General features: G+C 63.8%; 23 protein-coding genes. 15 read left to right on the plus strand and 8 right to left on the minus strand.

Annotated elements, in window-relative coordinates; translation table 11 throughout:
• Positions 1-30: 30 nt before the first annotated feature.
• The 4 genes from H8B03_RS07300 (at position 31) to H8B03_RS07315 (ending at position 2,923) form a co-directional block, all read left to right on the plus strand.
• Positions 31-348: a DUF1476 domain-containing protein gene (locus H8B03_RS07300; RefSeq protein WP_193141061.1), complete on the plus strand. Its 318-nt coding sequence runs from the start codon at positions 31-33 to the stop codon at positions 346-348.
• Positions 349-446: 98 nt separating this feature from the next.
• The gene (gene bmt / locus H8B03_RS07305; RefSeq protein ID WP_193141062.1) at positions 447-1,466 is read left to right on the plus strand and encodes a betaine--homocysteine S-methyltransferase; all 1,020 of its coding nucleotides are present in this window, start codon (positions 447-449) and stop codon (positions 1,464-1,466) included.
• Between the two features lie 102 nt (positions 1,467-1,568).
• Positions 1,569-2,267, plus strand: a complete 699-nt coding sequence (locus tag H8B03_RS07310) for a B12-binding domain-containing protein (protein ID WP_193141063.1) — start codon at positions 1,569-1,571, stop codon at positions 2,265-2,267.
• A gap of 44 nt (positions 2,268-2,311) precedes the next feature.
• Entirely contained in the window at positions 2,312-2,923 is a 612-nt protein-coding gene (locus H8B03_RS07315) for a DUF1638 domain-containing protein (protein ID WP_193141064.1), read from the plus strand.
• Here the strand turns inward: H8B03_RS07315 and H8B03_RS07320 are convergent.
• Positions 2,920-3,348: a SufE family protein gene (locus H8B03_RS07320; RefSeq protein WP_193141065.1), complete on the minus strand. Its 429-nt coding sequence runs from the start codon at positions 3,346-3,348 to the stop codon at positions 2,920-2,922. The two genes, H8B03_RS07315 and H8B03_RS07320, sit on opposite strands and share 4 nt — an antisense overlap.
• An 87-nt stretch (positions 3,349-3,435) precedes the next feature.
• On the opposite strand from H8B03_RS07320, the gene H8B03_RS07325 reads away from it, so the two are divergent.
• On the plus strand, positions 3,436-3,903 hold the full coding sequence (locus H8B03_RS07325) for a hypothetical protein (RefSeq protein WP_193141066.1): 468 nt from the start codon (positions 3,436-3,438) through the stop codon (positions 3,901-3,903).
• 2 nt (positions 3,904-3,905) lie between these two features.
• Here H8B03_RS07325 and H8B03_RS07330 read toward each other — a convergent pair whose 3' ends face one another.
• The gene (locus tag H8B03_RS07330) at positions 3,906-4,760 is read right to left on the minus strand and encodes a DUF6456 domain-containing protein (protein ID WP_319022444.1); all 855 of its coding nucleotides are present in this window, start codon (positions 4,758-4,760) and stop codon (positions 3,906-3,908) included.
• A 498-nt stretch (positions 4,761-5,258) separates the two neighbouring features.
• Here H8B03_RS07330 and H8B03_RS07335 point away from each other — a divergent pair, with 498 nt between their 5' ends.
• A complete protein-coding gene (locus H8B03_RS07335; protein ID WP_193141067.1) occupies positions 5,259-5,591 on the plus strand; it encodes a DUF6477 family protein in 333 nt (110 codons plus the stop codon).
• Here the strand turns inward: H8B03_RS07335 and H8B03_RS07340 are convergent.
• Positions 5,546-7,090 carry a trimethylamine methyltransferase family protein gene (locus tag H8B03_RS07340; protein ID WP_193141068.1) on the minus strand — a complete coding sequence of 515 codons (1,545 nt, stop codon included), beginning with the start codon at positions 7,088-7,090 and terminating at the stop codon, positions 5,546-5,548. The genes H8B03_RS07335 and H8B03_RS07340 overlap by 46 nt on opposite strands.
• Before the next feature lie 202 nt (positions 7,091-7,292).
• Between H8B03_RS07340 and guaA the strand changes: the two genes are divergently transcribed.
• The 8 genes from guaA (at position 7,293) to H8B03_RS07380 (ending at position 14,857) form a co-directional block, all read left to right on the plus strand.
• A complete protein-coding gene (guaA, locus tag H8B03_RS07345; protein WP_193141069.1) occupies positions 7,293-8,852 on the plus strand; it encodes a glutamine-hydrolyzing GMP synthase in 1,560 nt (519 codons plus the stop codon).
• 97 nt (positions 8,853-8,949) lie between these two features.
• On the plus strand, positions 8,950-9,147 hold the full coding sequence (locus tag H8B03_RS07350) for a hypothetical protein (protein WP_193141070.1): 198 nt from the start codon (positions 8,950-8,952) through the stop codon (positions 9,145-9,147).
• A 138-nt stretch (positions 9,148-9,285) separates the two neighbouring features.
• Positions 9,286-10,431, plus strand: coding sequence for an outer membrane protein transport protein (locus H8B03_RS07355; protein WP_193141071.1), 1,146 nt, complete (start codon positions 9,286-9,288; stop codon positions 10,429-10,431).
• Between the two features lie 121 nt (positions 10,432-10,552).
• The gene (locus H8B03_RS07360) at positions 10,553-11,416 is read left to right on the plus strand and encodes an ATPase (RefSeq protein WP_193141072.1); all 864 of its coding nucleotides are present in this window, start codon (positions 10,553-10,555) and stop codon (positions 11,414-11,416) included.
• Positions 11,417-11,460: 44 nt separating this feature from the next.
• Entirely contained in the window at positions 11,461-12,378 is a 918-nt protein-coding gene (metA, locus tag H8B03_RS07365; RefSeq protein ID WP_193141073.1) for a homoserine O-succinyltransferase, read from the plus strand.
• A 1-nt stretch (position 12,379) separates the two neighbouring features.
• Complete coding sequence (locus H8B03_RS07370; protein ID WP_193141074.1) at positions 12,380-13,342, plus strand: alpha/beta fold hydrolase; 963 nt, start codon at positions 12,380-12,382, stop codon at positions 13,340-13,342.
• A gap of 26 nt (positions 13,343-13,368) precedes the next feature.
• Positions 13,369-14,247: a polyphosphate kinase 2 gene (gene ppk2 / locus H8B03_RS07375; RefSeq protein ID WP_193141075.1), complete on the plus strand. Its 879-nt coding sequence runs from the start codon at positions 13,369-13,371 to the stop codon at positions 14,245-14,247.
• A complete protein-coding gene (locus H8B03_RS07380) occupies positions 14,240-14,857 on the plus strand; it encodes a TetR/AcrR family transcriptional regulator (RefSeq protein WP_193141076.1) in 618 nt (205 codons plus the stop codon). The genes ppk2 and H8B03_RS07380 overlap by 8 nt, the downstream gene beginning before the upstream one ends.
• Positions 14,858-14,860: 3 nt before the next feature.
• On the opposite strand, the gene H8B03_RS07385 is transcribed toward H8B03_RS07380, so the two are convergent.
• Genes H8B03_RS07385 through H8B03_RS07395 form a run of 3 tightly spaced genes read right to left on the minus strand, consistent with a single transcriptional unit; the run spans position 14,861 to position 17,633 of the window.
• Positions 14,861-15,949: an ABC transporter ATP-binding protein gene (locus H8B03_RS07385; RefSeq protein ID WP_193141077.1), complete on the minus strand. Its 1,089-nt coding sequence runs from the start codon at positions 15,947-15,949 to the stop codon at positions 14,861-14,863.
• A complete protein-coding gene (locus H8B03_RS07390) occupies positions 15,949-16,767 on the minus strand; it encodes an ABC transporter permease (protein WP_193141078.1) in 819 nt (272 codons plus the stop codon). The genes H8B03_RS07385 and H8B03_RS07390 overlap by 1 nt, the downstream gene beginning before the upstream one ends.
• Entirely contained in the window at positions 16,764-17,633 is an 870-nt protein-coding gene (locus H8B03_RS07395) for an ABC transporter permease (protein ID WP_193141079.1), read from the minus strand. Before H8B03_RS07395 ends, H8B03_RS07390 begins: the two co-directional genes overlap by 4 nt.
• Before the next feature lie 215 nt (positions 17,634-17,848).
• Here H8B03_RS07395 and H8B03_RS07400 point away from each other — a divergent pair, with 215 nt between their 5' ends.
• Positions 17,849-18,799 (plus strand): glycosyltransferase family 2 protein, encoded by a 951-nt coding sequence (locus tag H8B03_RS07400; protein WP_193141080.1) that lies wholly within the window; start codon positions 17,849-17,851, stop codon positions 18,797-18,799.
• Here the strand turns inward: H8B03_RS07400 and H8B03_RS07405 are convergent.
• Both H8B03_RS07405 and H8B03_RS07410 read right to left on the minus strand, forming a co-directional pair.
• Complete coding sequence (locus H8B03_RS07405; RefSeq protein WP_193141081.1) at positions 18,796-19,194, minus strand: GtrA family protein; 399 nt, start codon at positions 19,192-19,194, stop codon at positions 18,796-18,798. The two genes, H8B03_RS07400 and H8B03_RS07405, sit on opposite strands and share 4 nt — an antisense overlap.
• Positions 19,191-20,063: an NAD(P)-dependent oxidoreductase gene (locus H8B03_RS07410; protein ID WP_193141082.1), complete on the minus strand. Its 873-nt coding sequence runs from the start codon at positions 20,061-20,063 to the stop codon at positions 19,191-19,193. Before H8B03_RS07410 ends, H8B03_RS07405 begins: the two co-directional genes overlap by 4 nt.

A 20,063-nucleotide genomic window follows, 5' to 3' on the forward strand; every position in this document is an offset into this window, starting at 1 on the left:
GGGGCAACAACGACCGTGCGGAGACCCCCGATGACCACATTCGACGAACGCGAAAGCGCCTTTGAAAACAAGTTCGCCCATGAAGCAGAGCTTGAATTCCTGTCGGAATCGCTGCGGAACAAGCAGATCGCCTATTGGGCCGCCGAAAAATTGGGCATGAGCACCGCCGAAGCGGCCCTCTATGCCAAGGACCTGATCAAGGCCGATTTCTCGGAACCGGGCCCCGAAGTGGTGGTGCGCAAGCTGGTTGCCGACCTGAAAGATGTTGCTGACGAGGCCACCATCCGTGCGAAGATGGAAGAATCCCTTGAAGTAGCACGCAAGAAGGTCTTCGGCGACGAGGCCTGAGCGAAAGGGCCTTGCCCTGCGGCCCTGGTGGCCGCTGTATAGAAGAAAGCCCGCCCGTGCGGGCTTTTGCCGTTGATGCCTGACCCTGGGAGGTACCCTTGCCCGACGCGCTCTCCGATCTTCTTGCCACGCGGGACTGGATCCTGGCCGATGGGGCCACCGGCACCAACCTTTTCAACATGGGGCTGTCGTCCGGCGATGCGCCCGAGATGTGGAACGAGACCCAGCCCGACAAGATCCGGGCGTTGTATCGCGGCGCGGTCGAGGCGGGCAGCGACCTGTTCCTGACCAACAGTTTCGGCAGCAACCGTGCCCGGTTGAAGCTGCACGACATGGGCCACCGATCCCACGAGTTGTCGCGCGTAGCCGCCGAACTGGGCCGCGAGGTGGCCGATGCCGCTGACCACAAGGTCGTCGTCGCAGGCTCGATGGGCCCCACCGGCGAGATCATGGCCCCCATGGGCCAGCTGACCCATGCGCTGGCCGTCGAGATCTTCCACGAACAGGCCGAGGGGCTGAAGGCCGGCGGCGCCGATGTTCTGTGGATGGAGACGATCTCGGCCGCCGAGGAATACAAGGCCGCCGCCGAGGCCGCCGAACGGGTCGGGATGCCGTGGTGTGGCACCATGAGTTTCGACACCGCCGGGCGCACCATGATGGGGCTGACCGCCGCCGATCTGGCCAAGATGATCGACCGGATGCAACACAAGCCGCTGGCCTTCGGCGCCAATTGCGGCGTCGGCGCATCCGACCTGCTGCGCACGGTTCTGGGGATCACCGCGCAGGGGCCGGAAACCCCGGTCATCGCCAAGGGCAATGCGGGCATTCCGAAATATGTCGATGGCCATATCCACTATGATGGCACGCCCGACCTGATGGCGCGCTACGCCGTGCTGGCCTTGCACAGCGGCGCCACCATCATCGGCGGGTGCTGTGGCACCACCCCCGATCACCTGCGCGCCATGCGCGCCGCACTGGAAGACGCCACCCCCGGCCCCCGGCCCAGCCTGGATGACATCGCCGGCGCGCTTGGGGCATTTTCCTCGGCCAGCGACGGGCTCGACAGCACACCGATCCCCTCGCGCGGGCGCGGTCGGCGGCGCAGAAGCCCTACCTGAGGTCGGGAACGCCGGTACAGGTGTCGCGAACCAGACAGTCCGCGGCCCCGATATCACGAAAACATGGTGGAAAGAGTAACCCCCGATCCGGGATACGCCGCCATGAGTGAAGACGACGACATCATCCTGTCCGAACTGGCCGACGACGAATTGGTCGAGCAGATGTTCGATGACCTCTACGATGGCCTCAAGGAGGAGATCGAGGAAGGCGTCAACATCCTGCTGTCCCGCGGCTGGGCGCCGTATCGCATCCTGACCGAAGCACTGGTTGGCGGCATGACCATCGTCGGCCGCGACTTCCGCGACGGGATCCTCTTCGTACCCGAGGTGCTGCTGGCCGCCAACGCCATGAAGGGCGGCATGGCAATCCTGAAACCGCTGCTGATCGAAACCGGTGCGCCGCGCGTTGGCAAGATGGTGATCGGCACCGTGAAGGGCGACATCCACGACATCGGCAAGAACCTTGTGTCGATGATGATGGAAGGCGCCGGGTTCGAGGTGGTCGATCTGGGCATCAACAACGCGGTCGAAGCCTATCTGGACGCGCTGGAAACCGAAAAGCCCGATATCCTTGGCATGTCGGCGCTGCTGACCACCACCATGCCCTACATGAAAGTGGTGATCGACACGATGGTCGAGAAGGGCCTGCGCGACGACTATGTGGTTCTGGTGGGCGGTGCGCCGCTGAACGAAGAATTCGGCCGCGCCATCGGGGCCGACGCCTATTGCCGGGATGCCGCCGTGGCCGTGGAAACCGCGAAATCCTTCATGGAACGCCGACACAACCAACTGGCCAATTGACCCGGACGGCGCCCTGAGGGGCGTCCAACCCCAAGGCCGCGCCCATGCCTGACACCCAACATGCTCCCCCCGACCGCATCCTCATCATCGGCTGTGGCGCCATCGCACGTGAGATCCTTGCGCTGAAAGAGGCCAACGGCTGGGATCATCTGGATCTGACCTGCGTGCCCGCGATCTATCACAACCACCCCGAGAAAATCCCCGGCGCGGTGCGGGAACTGCACGCCAAGCATCACAATGCCTATGACCGGATCGACGTGGCCTTCGCCGATTGCGGCACCGGCGGGCTGTTGCAGAATGTCTGCGACGAGCTTGGCATGGCAATGATCGCCGGGCCACATTGCTATGCCTTCTTCCAGGGCGCGGCCGCGCCACCGCCCGAGGACGACATGACCGCCTTCTACCTGACCGACTTCCTGGTGCGGCAGTTCGATGCCTTCGTCTGGAAACCGCTGGGGCTGGATCGCCACCCCGAGTTGCGCGACATGTATTTCAGCCATTACGAGCGGCTGATCTATCTGGCCCAGGTGCCCGACCCGGAACTGGACGCCCGCGCCCGCGACTGCGCGCAACGCCTGGGGCTGGCCTTCGAACGGCGCGAGACCGGTTTCGGCGGGCTGGCCGACTGGATGGCCACCCGCGCAACCCCGGCCTAGGCGGCGGCGGTTTCTCCGGCCACCAGACGGATGCGTTCCACCATCGCCCGCAATCCGTTCGAACGCTGCGACGACAGGTGATCGTTCAGGCCCAGACGGCCCAGTTCCGCAGCGGCATCCACCTGCCCCACTTCGCGCACCGAAAGGCCGGAATACAGCGCGTGCAGGATGGCGATCAGCCCGCGCACGATCATCGCGTCGCTTTCGCCTTCGAAGTCAAAGGTCGCCTCGGGCCCGCTGCCGTCGATGATCGGACGGATCCAGACCTGGCTGGCGCAGCCGTCCACCTTTGTCGCCGGCACGCGAAACACTTCGTCCAGCGCGGGCATTTCCTTGCCCAACTCGATCACATGGCGATAGCGATCTTCCCAGTCGTCCAGAAACTCGAACGTATCGGCAATCTCTTCAAAGCGTTCCGTGGCCATTTGCACCCTCTTGGTTTTCGTGCCATCACCTAAGCCGCACAGAGGCGCACGTCCAGAACCCCAACCCTTGGCAGCACGAGCATATTGATGATTCTTTCTTTTGGCATCTCGCGCCCGCTGATCCTGTTGGCCCTTTGCGGCACGCTTGCCGGGTGTGGCAACAGCCTGGGTGGCTGGTTCAACACCGCGCCCCCCGACACGCTAGAGCCCGAGGACGGCTATGATCCCATCGTGACCGACAGCCGCCGTCCGGTCGCCACCATCACGGATCTGCGAATCGCCCCGTCGCCCGGCGGCGTCATCGTGCAGGCCAACGGATTACCGCCTACCCAGGGATACTGGGACCTGGAACTGGTCCGCGTCGGAGAGGACGCAGCACCCGCCAGCGAGATCCGATTGGAGTTTCGCGCCCGCCCGCCGATCGGCGAAACGGCCGTCGGAACAGCAGAAAGCCGCGACCTGGAAGTCGCGACTTTTCTCAGCAACCATGAATTGGCGGGGGTCAGCAGGATCACGGTGATCGGGCAGAGCAACTCGCGCACGGCCCGGCGCTGAGTCTAGCCAATCAGCCGATTGGCCATCGCACCCTGTTCGTCATAGTGACGCTTGAGCCGCTGTAGCGCGATGCGCAACACCACCTTGCCCGAGCGCGCCGACCAGCCCATCGATTTCTCGGTGGTCTCGATCCCCTCCAGGAAGCAGCAACAGCGCAGCACCACGTCGCCCAGACCCGCGCCCAGTTCCTCAAGTGCCGCCATGACCCGGCGCCGGGCCGCCTCCGAGGTGGCATTGCCGCATGTGGAGGCCCAGTCCATGTCCGACTGCGGTTCGCTCAGGATATTGGCCCAGTTCTGAGCCACTTGCGGCCCCAGTTGCGACATCTCGAAATCTTCGCGCAGACGCTCTCCGGCGGCGACAAGATCGTCGGTCAGGAAGGGTTGGCCGGATTTGTCCTTGCGCCGGGCCAGCGCCGACAACGGCGATTCCGACAGGTTGTAACAAGGGCGCCGACGGCGGCCCGAGGGGCTTTGCGCCACCGGGTCCATGTGCCGGTGCTGCCCGGCAAAGGGATCGGCGGATTCGTGCAGTTCCGTTGTATCGTTGGCTTCGGCCAGCATCCGTTTCAACGCCGCGCGCCCGACCCCGGTGATGGTGTACTTCGAAATCCGGCCCTTACCGGTGATGCGGATCCAGTCGTTCAGCGCCATGACCTCGGCCACCTCGCGGTCCACCACGGCCGTTCGCGTGGTGTCGCCGCCGGGAAGGTCCCGCACCACGACCGCCTTTTCCATGTCCTGCGCGAAAGCCAGCACCGCCCCGCTTTCGGCCAACCTGCGCAGGACGCGTTTGGCCTCGCGGCTCAGGTCCTGTCGGCACTCTGGCGAGAACTGGGCTTGGATCGTGGCAGTCATGGTTCGGGTCTCCTCGGGCGAATGATCCTGAATTGTGTGGTCGAAGGGTAAGTCACTCAAACGATTGAAGGCACCATCTACGAGCGGGTCCTCACGCCTGTTTTCAAAACGGCGGACACGACGCATTACAGTGGAAGGCTGGTATCCGGTATCGCGTGCGATGGCGCGGATCGACCTTCCCAACTCGGTATGAACTACGTAATGAATAGCCGCTTCGGGCAGCCACCACACAGCAGAAAACGTTTCGGATGTCACAATCGCCTGATTGGTCACGCTGAAGTCTCCTCAAGCCTTGCGAGCGGCACAGGCTTCCCCCACGGATTGGCCTGTTGAGCCTGTCGCAACACTTCTTTCAGGTCTGTTAAAATTGTCTGCATGGTTAAGCATTGTTTATAATGCCTAAATCTTGGTAGCCGTGGCGGACGGCGAGTTGCTTAAAATGCAACACACTCAATCTGGTTATCAATGTTGTTGCGAAAACCAGCACAGGAGAATGACATGATCGATCCCCTCAGCGCCCTGAAGTCCCTGAACCGACCCACGCTTCTGGTGACCGCCGCGCGCCTTGCGCTGCCCGGATACAGCCGTGAAAAAGAGCTGCCACGCCTGCTGAACACGCCCAATGTGCCCGGCCGCAACCAGTGCATCCTGAAGTTGATGGAGTTGGAATCAGAGCTGAACGCCCAGCGGCGGGCCAAGGATCCCGTCTATGGACCGGCCCGCCATGTCAAGATTCTGTCCGCCCTGATGCACGAATCGCAACACCCTCGTGCGCCGAAGCGCCGTCAGCTGAAAGCGTCAGCGACCTCGGACTTCCTGCGGGCGATATAATCCTGCAGGGCATCTCGAATCGCCGGATCCAGCCCCGGCTGCTGATAGTCCGCCAGCAACTTGCGAACCTTGCGATTGGCCAGCGTCCGTGTGTCCGGCGCGTCATCGTCGATCCAGGTCTCGTAGGGGCGGTAGTCCAGCAGGTTGCTTCGCCAGAACGCGGTCTTGAAATTCGACTGGGTGTGGGCGCAGCCCAGGAAATGCCCGCCCGGCCCGACCTCGCGAATGGCCTCCAGTGCCAGATCGTCTTCGCTGACCGTGGGCTTGCGCGCCAGTCGGTGCAGGATGCCCAGTTGATCGGCGTCCATCACGAACTTCTCGGGCGAGGCCACCAGCCCGCCCTCAAGCCAGCCACAGGCGTGCAGCATGAAGTTGACGCCGGACATCAGCGCCAGGTTCAGCGAATTCGCGGTCTCATAGGCGGCCTGCGCATCGGGCAGTTTCGAGCCGTTGAAGCTGCCGCCTGACCGATAGGGCACCCCGAGCCGGCGCGCCAGTTGCCCTGCACCAGCGGTGATCTGGGCGGCTTCCGGGGTACCGAAGGTGGGCGCGCCCGAGTTCATGTCGATCGAGGTCACGAAGGCGCCGAAAATCACCGGGGCACCGGGACGAATCAACTGGCTGTAGGCGATTCCGGCCAGCACCTCGGCAAACACCTGCACCAGCGTGCCCGCCACGGTCACCGGCGACATCGCCCCGCCCACGATGAAGGGCGAGATGATGCAGGCCTGGTTGGCCATCGCGTATTCTTCCAGCGCCCCCATCATCACCGAATCGAATGTCAGCGGCGAGTTGATGTTGATCAGCGACGTCATCACCGTGTTCTGCGCCACGAACTCGGCGCCGAACAGGATCTCGCACATTTCGATGCTGTGACGGGCGCGCTCGGGCTCGGTCACCGCCCCCATGAAGGGTTTGTCCGACAGGGTCATATGCGCCATCAGCATGTCCAGATGGCGCTTGTTGGCGGGAATGTCGGTGGGTTCGCACACGGTGCCGCCGGACAGATGCAGCCAGGGGCTCATCTGCCCCAGCTTCACGAAATCATGGAAATCGGCGAGAGTCGCGTAGCGACGGTTGCCTTCCAGATCCAGCACGAAGGGCGGACCATAGACCGGGGCCAGCACCAGGTTGTCGCCGCCGATCTCGACCGAGTGTTCCGGATTGCGCGCATGATGGGTGAACCTGGCCGGTGCGGTGGCACACAGCTTGCGGGCCAGCCCGCGCGGGATATGCACGCGTTCGCCCTGCACATCCGCCCCGGCCTCGCGCCAGCGGTCCAGCGCGGCAGGGTTTTCCACGAAATTGACGCCGATCTCTTCCAGAACGGCTTCCGCCGCGGCCTCGATCCGGTCCAGCGCCGCGTCATCGAACAGGTCCAATGTTGGGATATCGCGGGCGATGACCTTGGCGGTCTCGACCTGAGTGCTGCTGCGTTCCGCGCGGCGCGCTGCGCCACCGCCGCCACGTCCGCGCCGTCGTCTGCCTTCATCCGCCATGATCTGGTCCCTTGATCGTGCATTCTTCCCGAAGGGGTGGCGTAGACCTAGCCAACCGCAGGCTGCGACCACATCGGTTTTGCGTCTCCTCGCGGCGCAAAACGACATTCGCACGGCTTTTCAGGCCCGCTGGCGGCATGGGCTTCGGGAAAGCCATGCAGACTCACTTGCAAGGCCCCGCGCCCTTGCCTATCAGCCTGCCATGACAGATGTTTCCCATGACCGCCTGCTGATTGTCGATTTCGGCAGTCAGGTGACCCAGCTCATCGCGCGCCGCCTGCGCGAGCTGAACGTGTATTGCGAGATCCACCCCTATCAGAATGTCACCACCGACTTCGTGCGCCAGATGGCACCGAAGGCCGTGATCTTCTCGGGCGGGCCGGACAGCGTGACCCGCGAGGGGTCTCCGCGCGTGCCACAGGACATCTTCTCGATGGGTCTGCCGATCCTGGGGATCTGCTATGGCCAGCAGGTGATGATGCACCAGTTGGGCGGCAAGGTCGAAAGCGGCCATGGCACCGCCGAATTCGGCCGCGCCTATGTCACCCGGCAGGGCCAGCTTGATCTGCTGGACGGCTGGTTCGCCGAGGGCCCCGAGCAGGTCTGGATGTCGCATGGCGACCATGTCAGCGAGATCGCGCCGGGCTTTCAGGTCTATGGCACTTCGCCCAACGCGCCCTTCGCCATCACCGCCGATCCCGAACGGCATTTCTATGCGGTGCAGTTTCACCCCGAAGTGCACCACACCCCACACGGCAAGACGCTGTACGAGAATTTCGTGAAGCTGGCCGGGTTTACCGGCGACTGGACCATGGGCGCCTACCGCGAAGAGGCGATCCGCCTGATCCGCGAACAGGTGGGCGAAAAGAAAGTCATCTGCGGCCTGTCGGGTGGTGTCGACAGTTCGGTCGCGGCGGTGCTGATCCACGAGGCCATCGGCGACCAGCTGACCTGCGTCTTCGTCGACCACGGTCTGTTGCGCAAGAACGAGGCCGAGGAAGTCGTGGCCATGTTCCGCGACAACTACAACATCCCGCTGATCCATGCCGACGAAAGCGCCCTGTTCCTTGGCGAGCTGGACGGCCAATCCGACCCGGAAACCAAGCGCAAGATCATCGGCAAGCTGTTCATCGACGTGTTCCAGAAACACGCCGACAGTATCGACGGGGCCGAGTTCCTGGCCCAAGGCACGCTGTACCCGGATGTGATCGAATCGGTCAGCTTCTCGGGCGGGCCATCGGTCACCATCAAGTCGCACCACAACGTCGGCGGGCTGCCCGAGAAGATGGGCCTGAAACTGGTCGAACCCCTGCGCGAGCTGTTCAAGGACGAGGTTCGCGCCCTGGGCCGCGAATTGGGCCTGCCCGACAGTTTCATCGGCCGCCACCCCTTCCCCGGTCCGGGCCTGGCGATCCGCTGCCCTGGCGAGATCACCCGCGAGAAGCTGGCAATCCTGCGCGAGGCCGACGCGGTCTACATCGACCAGATCCGCAAGCATGGGCTGTACGACGAGATCTGGCAGGCTTTCGTGGCCATTCTGCCGGTGCGTACCGTGGGCGTCATGGGCGACGGGCGGACCTATGACTATGCCTGTGCGCTGCGCGCGGTGACCTCGGTCGATGGCATGACGGCGGATTACTTCCCGTTCAGCCACGAGTTCCTGGGCGAAACCGCGACCCGGATCATCAACGAGGTCAAGGGCATCAACCGCGTCACCTATGACGTCACATCGAAGCCGCCGGGCACGATCGAGTGGGAATGACCTGACAGACACCGGGGCGTGTGGGCCGCAAAATTTGCGCCAGCGCCCCGATTCTCTGTATACTCGGTCATCTCCCATCGTTGACCGAGGCCACGTCATGCATCTACGCCTCTTCAAATGTCCCAATTGCGGCCATCACATGCGACTGGGCGGGACGCGCTGCCGGCGCTGTTATTCGGAAAAGCCGGTGGTCTATTCGGCGTCCTTCATCGCATTTCTGGGATTCGTGTCCGGGCTGATCGCGGTCGCCTATCTGACGTATTGGGTCGCCACCCACATTCCGGCCACGCAGTAGGTCGTTTACAACACCCGGACGTTTTTTGGCCCGTGTCGTAGCGTTGAAAAAACTGTGACGCTACGTCTGGTTTGACGCCAATCCCCTGCAATTTTTAATGAAACCTGGGAACAGAAGACCACATCAAGTGGGGGAGACATGACGAGATCACTTAAACTGGCGACAGCCATTGTCGGGCTGGCCGGCGCAGCGCAGGCCGGCGGCATCGACCGATCCGGCCAGCCGATGGACCTTCTTTTCAAGGATGGCAACTACCTTGAATTTTCCGCGGTCCGGACCATCCCAAGCGTCAGCGGCACTGACCTGCCGCAATCGCCGCCGGGATTCCCGGTCCCGTATGACAGCGGCGCGTCTTACAATGACGTGGCTGATGCGTTCAACGACCTGCGGTTCGGCATCAAGTACGACTTCAACGAAAAGTTCAGCGTGGCCTTCATGGGCGGCGAGGACTACGGCGTCGATGTCCTGTACCCCGAAGAGACCGGCTCGCTTCTGGGCGGCACGCTCGCGGATGCCAATTCCTACGCGCTGGCGCTGGTCGGCCGCTTCCACGTCAACGAGAACTTCAGCTTTCATGCCGGTGTGCGTCGCCAGACAGCCGACGGCAAGATCGGCCTTGGCGGTCTCGCCTACGGCGGGGTCAACGGGTACGAGGTGAACCTCGGCGAGGATTCGGCCTGGGGCTATATTGTCGGCGGTGCCTACGAGCGGCCCGAGATCGGGCTCCGCGTCGCGCTGACCTACAACTCGACGATCACCCACAGCTTCAAGACCACGGAAACCCTGAACGGGGCCAGCCTGGGCAACAGCAAGAAAACCGATGTGGACATCCCGCAGTCGGTGAACCTGGACTTCCAGACCGGCGTTGCCGAAGACACGCTGGTGTTCGGCCAAATCCGCTGGGTCGATCATTCGCAGTTCACCGTGGATCCCGAGATTTTCACCGCCCTGACCGGAACCGGCCTGGTGAAAGTGGACAACTCCACCACCTACACGCTGGGGGTCGGCCACCGCTTCTCCGATCAGATCAGCGCCTCGATCGCCTACATCTACGACGATGTCTACGGCGACGATCTGGTGTCGCCGCTGGCGCCCACCCATGGCAGCCAGGCGCTGCGCATCGGGGCCACCTACCGCGTCAACCAGGTCGAATTCGCCGCCGGTATTCGCTATACGTGGCTGGGCGATGCCTTGGCCGAAACCGGCACGCCGGACGTGGCGCGCGCCGATTTCTCGGACAACAGCGCGGTCTCGGTCGGTCTGCGCGTCGGCTATTTCTTCTGAAGCCAACCAACCGCTTTACTGAAGGGCCGCCCATGGGCGGCCCTTTGTCGTTGCCGCCGGCTTTGTGTTGAAGCGCCCCGGCCTTCCCTGCTAGGCGAGAGCGGCAAGACAGGGGCAGCACATGATCACACGACCCACCGCCGATGCCTGGCGGCAGCAGGACCGCAAACGCATTCTCTTTTTCGGCATGTCGGGGCTCGGCAAGACCCATGTGTCGTCGATGCTGCGCGACTGCGGCGGCTGGTTCCACTATTCGGTCGATTACCGCATCGGCACCCGCTACATGGGCGAACATATCGTCGACAATTTCAAGCGCGAGGCGATGCGCAACCCCTTTCTGGCGGAACTGCTGCTGAGCGATTCGATCTACATCGCCTCGAACATCACCTTCCACAACCTGGCGCCACTTTCGACCTATCTGGGCAAGCCCGGAGATCCGGCCAGGGGCGGCCTGCCCTTCGACGAATACCTGCGCCGGCAGGAGCAGCACCGTGTGGCCGAGGTTGCCGCCCTGCTGGACACCGCCCATTTCGCGCATCGTGCCGAAGACCTGTACGGCTACCGCGACTTCGTCTGCGACAGCGGCGGCTCGATCTGCGAGGTCGTGGATCCCGAAGACCCGGAAGATCCGGTGCTGACCGCCCTGGCCGACACCGCGCTGATGGTCTGGATCGAAGGCTCCGACGCCCATACCGCCGAACTGGTGCGCCGCTTCGACAAGGCGCCCAAGCCGATGTATTACCAGCCCGCCTTCCTGACCGAGAAATGGGCCGAATACCTGGACCTGAAATCGGTGCCCGAGGACAAGGTCGATCCCGACGATTTCGTGCGCTGGACCTATGCCCGCGCGCTGGCGCACCGGCAGCCGCGCTATGCCGCGATGGCCCGCAACTGGGGCATCTCGGTCAAGGCCGAAGACATCGCCGCCGTCCACAATGCCAAAGACTTGACCGACCTTGTCGCCCGCACGCTTGAGGCCCGTTGACCCACGGCCTATATCCCTAAGTTCACGCAATCTCGGGAAAACCCATGCCCATCAAGATCCCCTCCGACCTGCCCGCCTATGATGTTCTCGACCGCGAGGGCGTCATGGTCATGTCCGAAGGGCGGGCCGCGCATCAGGACATCCGCCCACTGCAAATCGGCCTGCTCAACCTGATGCCCAAGAAGATCCAGACCGAAACGCAATTTGCCCGGCTGATCGGCGCAACACCGCTGCAGATCGACCTGACCCTGATCCGCATGTCCGAGCATCAGTCCAAGACCACCTCGGCCGAGCACATGGAAGCCTTCTACCAGCCCTTCGAGGCGGTGAAGCACCGAAAGTTCGACGGTCTGATCATCACCGGCGCCCCGATCGAGCATCTGCCCTTCGACGAGGTCACCTATTGGGACGAGCTGTGCGAGGTCTTCGACTGGACCCAGACCCATGTGCAATCGACCTTCGGCGTCTGCTGGGGCGGCATGGCGATGATCAACTATTTCCACGGCGTGCGGAAACACATGCTGCCGCACAAGGCGTTTGGCTGTTTCCGGCACAAGAACCTCGATCCGGCTTCGCCCTATTTGCGCGGGTTCTCGGATGATTTCGTGATCCCGGTCAGCCGCTGGACCGAAATGAAACAGGACGAGATCGACGCCGCCCCTGGGCTGAAGACCCTGCTGGGCAGCGACGAGGTCGGCCCCTGTCTGGTCGAGGACAAGGGCCATCGCGCGCTCTATAACTTCAACCACTTCGAATACGACAGTGGCACGCTGAAGGAAGAATACGATCGCGATGTGGACGCGGGTGTGACAATCAACGTGCCGGGGCACTATTATCCCGACAACGATCCGTCGCGCACGCCGCTGAACCGCTGGCGGTCGCACGCGCATCTGCTTTATGGCAACTGGATCAACGAGATCTACCAGCACACGCCGTTCGATCTGAACGAGATCGGGCACTAGGATGCTGGAATTGGCCACAGCGGCGGCGCTAACCGGCGGCGCGGTGCTGGGCGTGGATCGTCTGGCCACGCGCGCCGAATCCCAGGCCGAGGCCGAGTTTCCGCCCGAAGGCCGGATCCTGACCATCGACGGGGTGAAGGTGCATGCCTGGGTTCAGGGCAGCGGCCCCGATCTGGTGCTGCTGCACGGTGCGGGCGGCAACCTGCGCGACTTCACCTTTGCGCTGGCCCCGCGTCTGGCCCGCGACTTCCGCGTCATTGCCTTCGACCGGCCCGGCCACGGCTTCACCGGCAGGGTGCCCGAGGCCGCCGAGGCCAAGCGCGGCGAAAGCCCGCGCGAACAGGCCCGTCTTCTGCAGGCCGCCGCGCGACAGTTGGGCGTGACCCGCGCGCTGGTGCTGGGTCAAAGCTTCGGCGGTGCCGTCGCCATGGCCTGGGCGCTGGAAGATCCTGCCATGACCGCCGGACTGGTGATCGTATCCGGCGCCACCATGCCCTGGCCCGGCAAGCTGAAACCCTCGTACCACGTCAACGCCAGCCGCGCCGGGGCCACCACGCTGGTGCCGCTGCTGACCGCTTTTCCGCCGCAAAGCCTGATGGATCAGATCCTGTCGGGCATCTTTGCCCCCGCGCCGGTGCCACAGGGATTTACCGCGCATTTCGGCCTGCCGCTGAGCCTGCGCCGCACCACCATGGTCGCCAATGCCCGGCAGGTCACCGGCCTGAAGGACCATGTCATCGCCATGTCCGGCCAGTATGGCACGCTTCAGATGCCCGCCGAACTGGTCCACGGCGCGCTGGACACCATCGTTCTGCCCGACATCCATGCCGAGCCGCTGTCCACCTTGCTGCCCGACGCCCGGCTGACGATGCTGGACGATGCCGGTCACATGCCGCATCACACCCATCCCGATGCCGTGCTGGATGCTGTCGCGCGGGTCGCCGAACGCGCCGGATTGCGCTAATTCCTTCAGGTCGCTAGGTTTTGACGATGACAGACGTTGCAGACCTGCCCTTTGATGGCGCCATCACCCGGTTTTTCGAAACCGAAGCCCCCGATCACGTCCGCAGCGCCATCAATGGCGGCGACAAGGTGATCCTGATCCCGCCTTATCCCTATGACCATCGGATGAAGTCGCGAGAGTATTCCGAGACCCTTTACAAGCTTCAGATCGAACTGGCCAAGCTTCAGGCCTGGGTGCAAGCCTCGGGCGCGCGCGTCATCATTGTGTTCGAGGGCCGCGATGCGGCGGGCAAGGGCGGCGCGATCAAGCGGTTCAAGGAAAACATGAACCCGCGCGTGGCGCGGGTCGTGGCCTTGTCGAAACCCTCGGACACCGAGCGGTCGCAGTGGTATTTCCAGCGCTACATCGCCCATTTCCCAGCCGCCGGTCACATCGCCCTGTTCGACCGGTCCTGGTACAATCGTGCCGTGGTCGAACGGGTCTTCGACTTCTGCACCACCGCCGAACGGGAGCAATTCTTCGATCAGGTGCCCGCCCTGGAAGAGGCGCTTGTGGATGACAACGTGCATCTGGTGAAAATCTGGCTTGAGGTCGGCCGCGCCGAACAATTGCACCGCTTTCTGTCGCGCGAGAAAGATCCGCTGAAGCAATGGAAGCTCAGCCAAATCGACGTGGACGGGCTGCGCCGCTGGGATGCCTATACCGTTGCTATCCAGGAAACCTTCGACCGCACCCACAGCGCCCATGCGCCCTGGACCGTCATCAAGGCCGATGACAAACGCCGCGCCCGCATCGCGGTGATCCAGCGGGTGCTCAGCCAGATCCCCTATGCCGGCAAGGATGCCGAAGTGGCCTGCGCCCCGGATCCGGCAATCTGCGGCGGCCCTGAAATCTGGAATGGCTAAACGCGGCTATCACCATGGCAATCTGCGGCAGGCGCTTGTGGATGCGGCGCTGAACCTGATCGCCGAACGTGGGCCCACCGGCTTTACCCTCTCCGAGGCGGCGAAGGCCGCTGGCGTGACCCCGGCGGCCGTCTACCGCCATTTTCAGGGTCGCGAGGATCTGATCGCGGAATGTGCGCGGCAGGGATACGAGATCTTCGCCGACCTGATGGAGTTCGCCTTCGACGGTGGCAAACCCACCGCCCTGTCGGCCTTCGAAGCCACGGGCCGCGCCTATCTGGCCTTTGCCCGCAAGTATCCCGGTCACTACGTGTCGATGTTCGAAAGCGGCATCTCGGTCAATCGTACCCCGGAACTGGCACGCGCCTCGGCCCGTGCGCGCGGCGTGCTGGAACACGCCGCCGAAAACCTGTCCCAGCACATCCCGAAGGAAAAGCGCCCGCCGGCGGCCATGGTCAGCGCCCATGTCTGGGCGCTCAGCCACGGGGTGGTGGAACTGTTCAGCCGGGGCGAGCCCGGCAGCCAGGCCCCCTATCCGCCCGAGGATCTGCTGGAAGCGGGCGTCGGCATCTACCTGCGCGGGCTGGGTCTGATCGCCCCGGACCGCTGACCTTCAGGTCTCGGCAAAGGGGATCAGCGCGCCGGGTTCCCACGCCAGCCGGATGGCATCGCCGCGCGACAGCACCGGACGGCTGATCATGTTCTTCATGGAACAGGTGACCGGTGCCTGCCTGCCCTGCAAGGCAATCTCGTAATAGGTCATGTCGCCGTAATAGGCGCGATCCTCGACCACCCCATCGACGAACTTGCCGGTGGGCAGTTCCGACGAGGTGAACAGCACCGACATGGATTCGGGCCGCAAGCCGAAGGTCATCGGTCCCGGTGCTGCGCCGTCGGGCAGGAAGTCACGCGGCAGGGCCACTGCGCCCAGTCCCGGAATATCGGCCAGCAGATGCGCGCCATCCTGGCGCAAGGCCCCGGGCAGCAGGTTCATCATGCCGATGAATTCGCCCACCTTGCGGCTGTTGGGCCGCAGGTACAGGCCTTCGGGCGTATCCACCTGCGCGATCGCGCCTTCGAACATCACCGCGATGCGGTCGGACATGATCAGGGCTTCTTCCTGATCGTGGGTGACAAGGATGAAGGTGATGCCCACCTGCCGTTGCAGGCGCCGCAACTCGGTCTGCATCTGCTCGCGCAGTTTCTTGTCCAGCGCCGACAGCGGTTCATCCAGCAACAGCACCTTTGGCTTCAGGATCAGCGCGCGGGCCAGCGCCACCCGTTGCCGCTGACCGCCTGACAACGCATGCGCGGCGCGCGGGCCATAGCCGCCAAGACCGACCATCTCCAACGCCTCTTCGACGGCGCGGGTCTTGTCGGCGCGCGGCATGGGCGACTTGCGCAGCCCGAAGCCGACGTTCTGAGCCACGGTCAGATGCGGGAAGATGGCATAGCTTTGAAACACCATGTTGGTCGGGCGCCGGTTCGGCCCGACCCCGGCCATGTCCTGCCCGTCGATGGCCAGCACCCCGTTCTCGGGCATCTCGAACCCGGCGATTGACCGCAGAAGCGTGGTCTTGCCACAGCCCGATGGCCCCAGCAGCGAGAAGAACTCGCCTTCGGCGATCTCGAGGTTGATATCGCGCAGCGCGTGATAGTCGCCATAGTACTTGTTGATCCCCTGAAGGGAGATGAGCGCCATCAGAGGAACCCTCCTGTTTCTGCACCACCGCGTTTGCGCACCCCGCGCCGCCGCGCCCATTCCGCCAGGATCAGCAGCAGGATCGACAGGCTGACCAGGATCGTGCCCAGGGCCATGACCACCGGCAGCCGCTGCGGAAAGCGCAACTGGCCCCACAGATAGACCGGCAGCGTGGCGTCAGACCCCGACAGGAAGAAGGCGATGATGAATTCATCCATGGAAATCGTGAAGGCGATCAGCAGCGACGAGATGATCCCCGGCATCACCAGCGGCAGCACGATCAGCCGGAACACACCCCAGGAATTTTCACCCAGGTCGATGGCGGCTTCCTCCAGCGAGACATCCAGCGACTGGAAGGCCGAATTGAGGATCGCGATGGAAAACGGCGTGCAGATCAGCACATGCCCAAGGATCACCGTCAGCGAGCTGAGCTGAAGCCCCAGTTGCAGGAACACCACCAGCAGCGACACCGCCACGATGATTTCGGGCAGCACCAGCGGCAGCATGATCAACCCCATGATCCCGCCCTTGCCCGGAAACCTGTAGCGCGCGGCGGCGCGGGCGGCGCAGATGCCCAGCAGGGTCGAGACGGCGGCCGTGATCAGCGCAATGCGCACCGAAGTCAGAACCGCCGCGTGCAGGGCCTCGACCTCGACCAGTTGCGCGAACCATTCGGTGGTGAAGCTGCTCAGTGGAAAGGCGATGACAGTGGAGCTGTTGAAGGCGAAGATCGGCAGCAGCAGAATCGGCAGATACAGGAACACAAGGTACAGCGCCGCATAGAGCCGCAGCCAGCCGCCCCGGAACAGCGCGCTCATGACCGCCCCCGCAGATAGCGGCGGTTCAGCGCCACGAAGATCAGGGCAATGATCGTCACGATCACCATGGCCACCACCGCCAGCGTCGCGCCCATGGGCGCATTGTTCAGCTTCAGAAATTGTGTCTGGATCATGTTGGCGATCATCAGCCCGCCCGGCCCGCCCACCAGCCGCGGCGTGACATAGTCCCCGATGGTCGGGATGAAGACGATCAGGCTGGCCGCCACCACGCCCGGCATGGCCAGCGGCAAGGTCACCCGGAAGAACGCCGACAGCCGGGTTTCGCCCAGATCCTGCGCCGCCTCAAGCAGCGATCGGTCGATACGTTCCAGCGACACGAAGATCGGTAGAATCGCGAAGGGTGCAAAAGCATGGGCCAGCGTAATGACCACAGCGTTGAAATTGTACAGGATCACCGTCAGCGGCTCGTCAATCAGGCCCAGCCCGATCAGCCCTGAATTCAGCACCCCGTTGTAGCCCAGGATCACTTTCCACAGAAACACCCGGATCAGGTAGGAGGTCCAGAACGGGATCGTCACAAGGAAGATCCACAGCGACTTGCGCCCCGCCGGCACGTGAAACGAGATGAAATAGGCCACCGGAAAGGCCAGCAGCACCGTCACCAGCGTCACCAATCCGGCGATCTTCAGCGACCGGATCATCAACTCGCGATAGATCGGGTCGGTGAACGCCTCGCGGTAGTTGGTCAGGGTGAAGCTTTTGTCGATGGTCAGATAATCCTGCGTCCAGAAACTGAACGCCAGAATTGCGGCCATGGGCGCGGCCAGCAGCAGCACCGCGTACAGCAAGGGCGCAGAAATCAAGGCAAGGCCGCGTCTGGCCCCGGATGTGCGCAAGTCCGTCATGGAAGTTCCTGTTGCCCGTTTGCGGGCGAGTATTGTGCCTGCGCCCGCCCCTGTAAACAGCCTGTTGACCTTGTTGACCCAAGGGCGTGACGCCTGCGCACAGAAGCCCAGAAAGCCCTTTGTCCGATGCCGTCCAGCCGCTATCAGCAAGGGACAGGCCTGCCGGTCCACAGGTGGGCCGGTTGTGTGTCAAACGGTTGCGTGGAGTGCCGACCATGAAAACCATTTCCGTCGTCTCGCCGTGTTACAACGAGGAAGACAACGTCTTCCAATGCTATGAAACCGTCCGCGCGATCTTTGCCGAACACCTGCCGGACTATCGGTTGGAACATATCTTTGTCGACAATGCCTCGACCGACCGCACGCCCGAGATCCTGCGCGAAATGGCCGCCAAGGATCCCACGATCCGCGTGGTGCTGAACGCCCGCAATTTCGGGGTGTTCCGGTCAACCTTCAACGGGTTGCGCTATGCCACTGGCGACGCGGTGGTGGTGATGCTGCCGGTCGATCTGCAAGACCCGCCCGAGATGATCCCCGAATTCGTCCAGCTGTGGCAAAGCGGCTATGACGTGGTGGCCGGCGCCCGCAACATCCGCGAGGAAGGCTATTTCCTGCGCAACGCGCGCGGCCTGTTCTACCGGACCCTGAACCGGCTGTCGGATGTGACCCTTGAGCCGTCGGTCGGAGAGTTCCAGCTGATTGACAAGAAGGTGCTGAAGGCGGTGCTGTCGCACAACGACCACTACCCCTATATCCGGGGCATCATCGCCTCCTGCGGGTTCAGGCGGATCATCGTGCCCTATACGTGGAAGGCCCGCAAACGCGGCCTGTCCAAGCACAACATGGGGGCGCTGACCGATGTGGCGCTGAACGCGATCTTCGCCTTCTCGCGCGCGCCGATGCGGTTCTGCACGATCTCCGGGCTGGTCATCGCGGTGGGCTGCATCCTGTTTGCGCTGTTCGAGGTTCTGCTCTTCCTGATCGCGCCCAGCGATGCACCGCGCGGCACCATGACGATCATCGTGTCGCTGTTCTTCCTGAGCGGCATTCAGTTGCTGTTCATCGGGATGCTGGGCGAATACATCACCGCGATCCACAACCAGGTGCGCGGCGGCCCGCTGGTGATCGAGGAAGATCGTCTGAACATCGACGAAGACAGCGCCTAGGCGGGGCGACCTTCCCACGGGAAGCGGTCGGTCAGCACCTTGGAAATGGCGATGAACGACAGGGCGGCGGCGGGCAGCACCAGCACCGCCTGCGCCACGATCGGCCCCATGCCCAGCCGCAACAGCCCGGCCAGACCGGCCGCGTTCAGCGCGTACAGCCCGGCATAGACAGCGGCATAGGCCGGCATCCGCGAGGTGCCCTTGGCCGAGAACACCAGCCGCGCGTGGGTGAAATAGTTCCAGACCACGCCACAGGCAAAGGCCAGCGCCAGCGCCGCCTGCGGCCCCAGCCCCAGCAGCACCAGCACCGCGTACAGCGCATAGCCAAAGCCGGTGTTCAGCACGCCGACGGCAAGGAATTTCACAAAGCGCGAACGCAGAAGATCGCCGATCATGCCGGGGCACTCCCGTCGGTCAGGGTGGCCGACACGGCGGACGTCAGGTCATGGCGTGGGCGAAACCCGATGCTGGCCAGGCGCGTGGTGTCCGCCGCCAGTCTGGCCGGATCGGACGCGGGGCGCGGCCGGGCGCCCAGATCAACCAGGTCTTCGCCGTCCAACTGCCGCGCCACTTCACCGATCAGGTCGCGCACGGCAATGGTCTGGCCGCTGGCGATATTGACCGGACCTTGCAAGTCGTTGTCCAGCACCGCGACCAGCGCGCGGGCCAGATCCTCGACCTGAAGAAAGTCGCGTTCCTGCAGCCCATCGGTGCAGGCCACCCGCTCCCTCGCGCGCAGCCCGGCAATCAGATCGCCCAGTAAGCGCCCGCGCGGCTCTCCCGGCCCGTGGACAAAGAAGATCCGCCCCCAGGCCAGCGACAGGTTCAGTGCGGATCCCGCCCCACACAAGGCCAGCCCGGTGCCCGCCTTGGCCGCGCCATAGGGGGTGGCAGGCCGCAGCGCAGAGTCTTCGGACAATTCGGATACCGACCAATCATATTCGGCGCAGGAGCCCGCAAACACCGCCCGCCTGCCGCCATGCTGGGCGAACCGTCGCGCCAGATGCAACGTCGCGGCGGCCCAGTCCAGATTGGCGGGCGACGTCCAGCGATCCGCTGCCCCTGCATGCCAGGCCAGATGCACCAGACCCTCGGGACGCTCCCGCGACAGCAGGCCCTCGACGGCGCCCGCATCCAGCAGATCGCAGGTCAAACCGCCCTGCCCGCTGCGCGACACCGGCAAAACATCGTGCCCGGCAGCATAGAGCGCGCGGGCGGTCTGCCGCCCGATCAGGCCGGTGGCGCCGGTCAGCAGAACCCGCAT

Source organism: Meridianimarinicoccus sp. MJW13 (genome assembly GCF_014901205.1).
In the GTDB taxonomy this organism is placed as follows: Bacteria; Pseudomonadota; Alphaproteobacteria; order Rhodobacterales; family Rhodobacteraceae; genus Meridianimarinicoccus.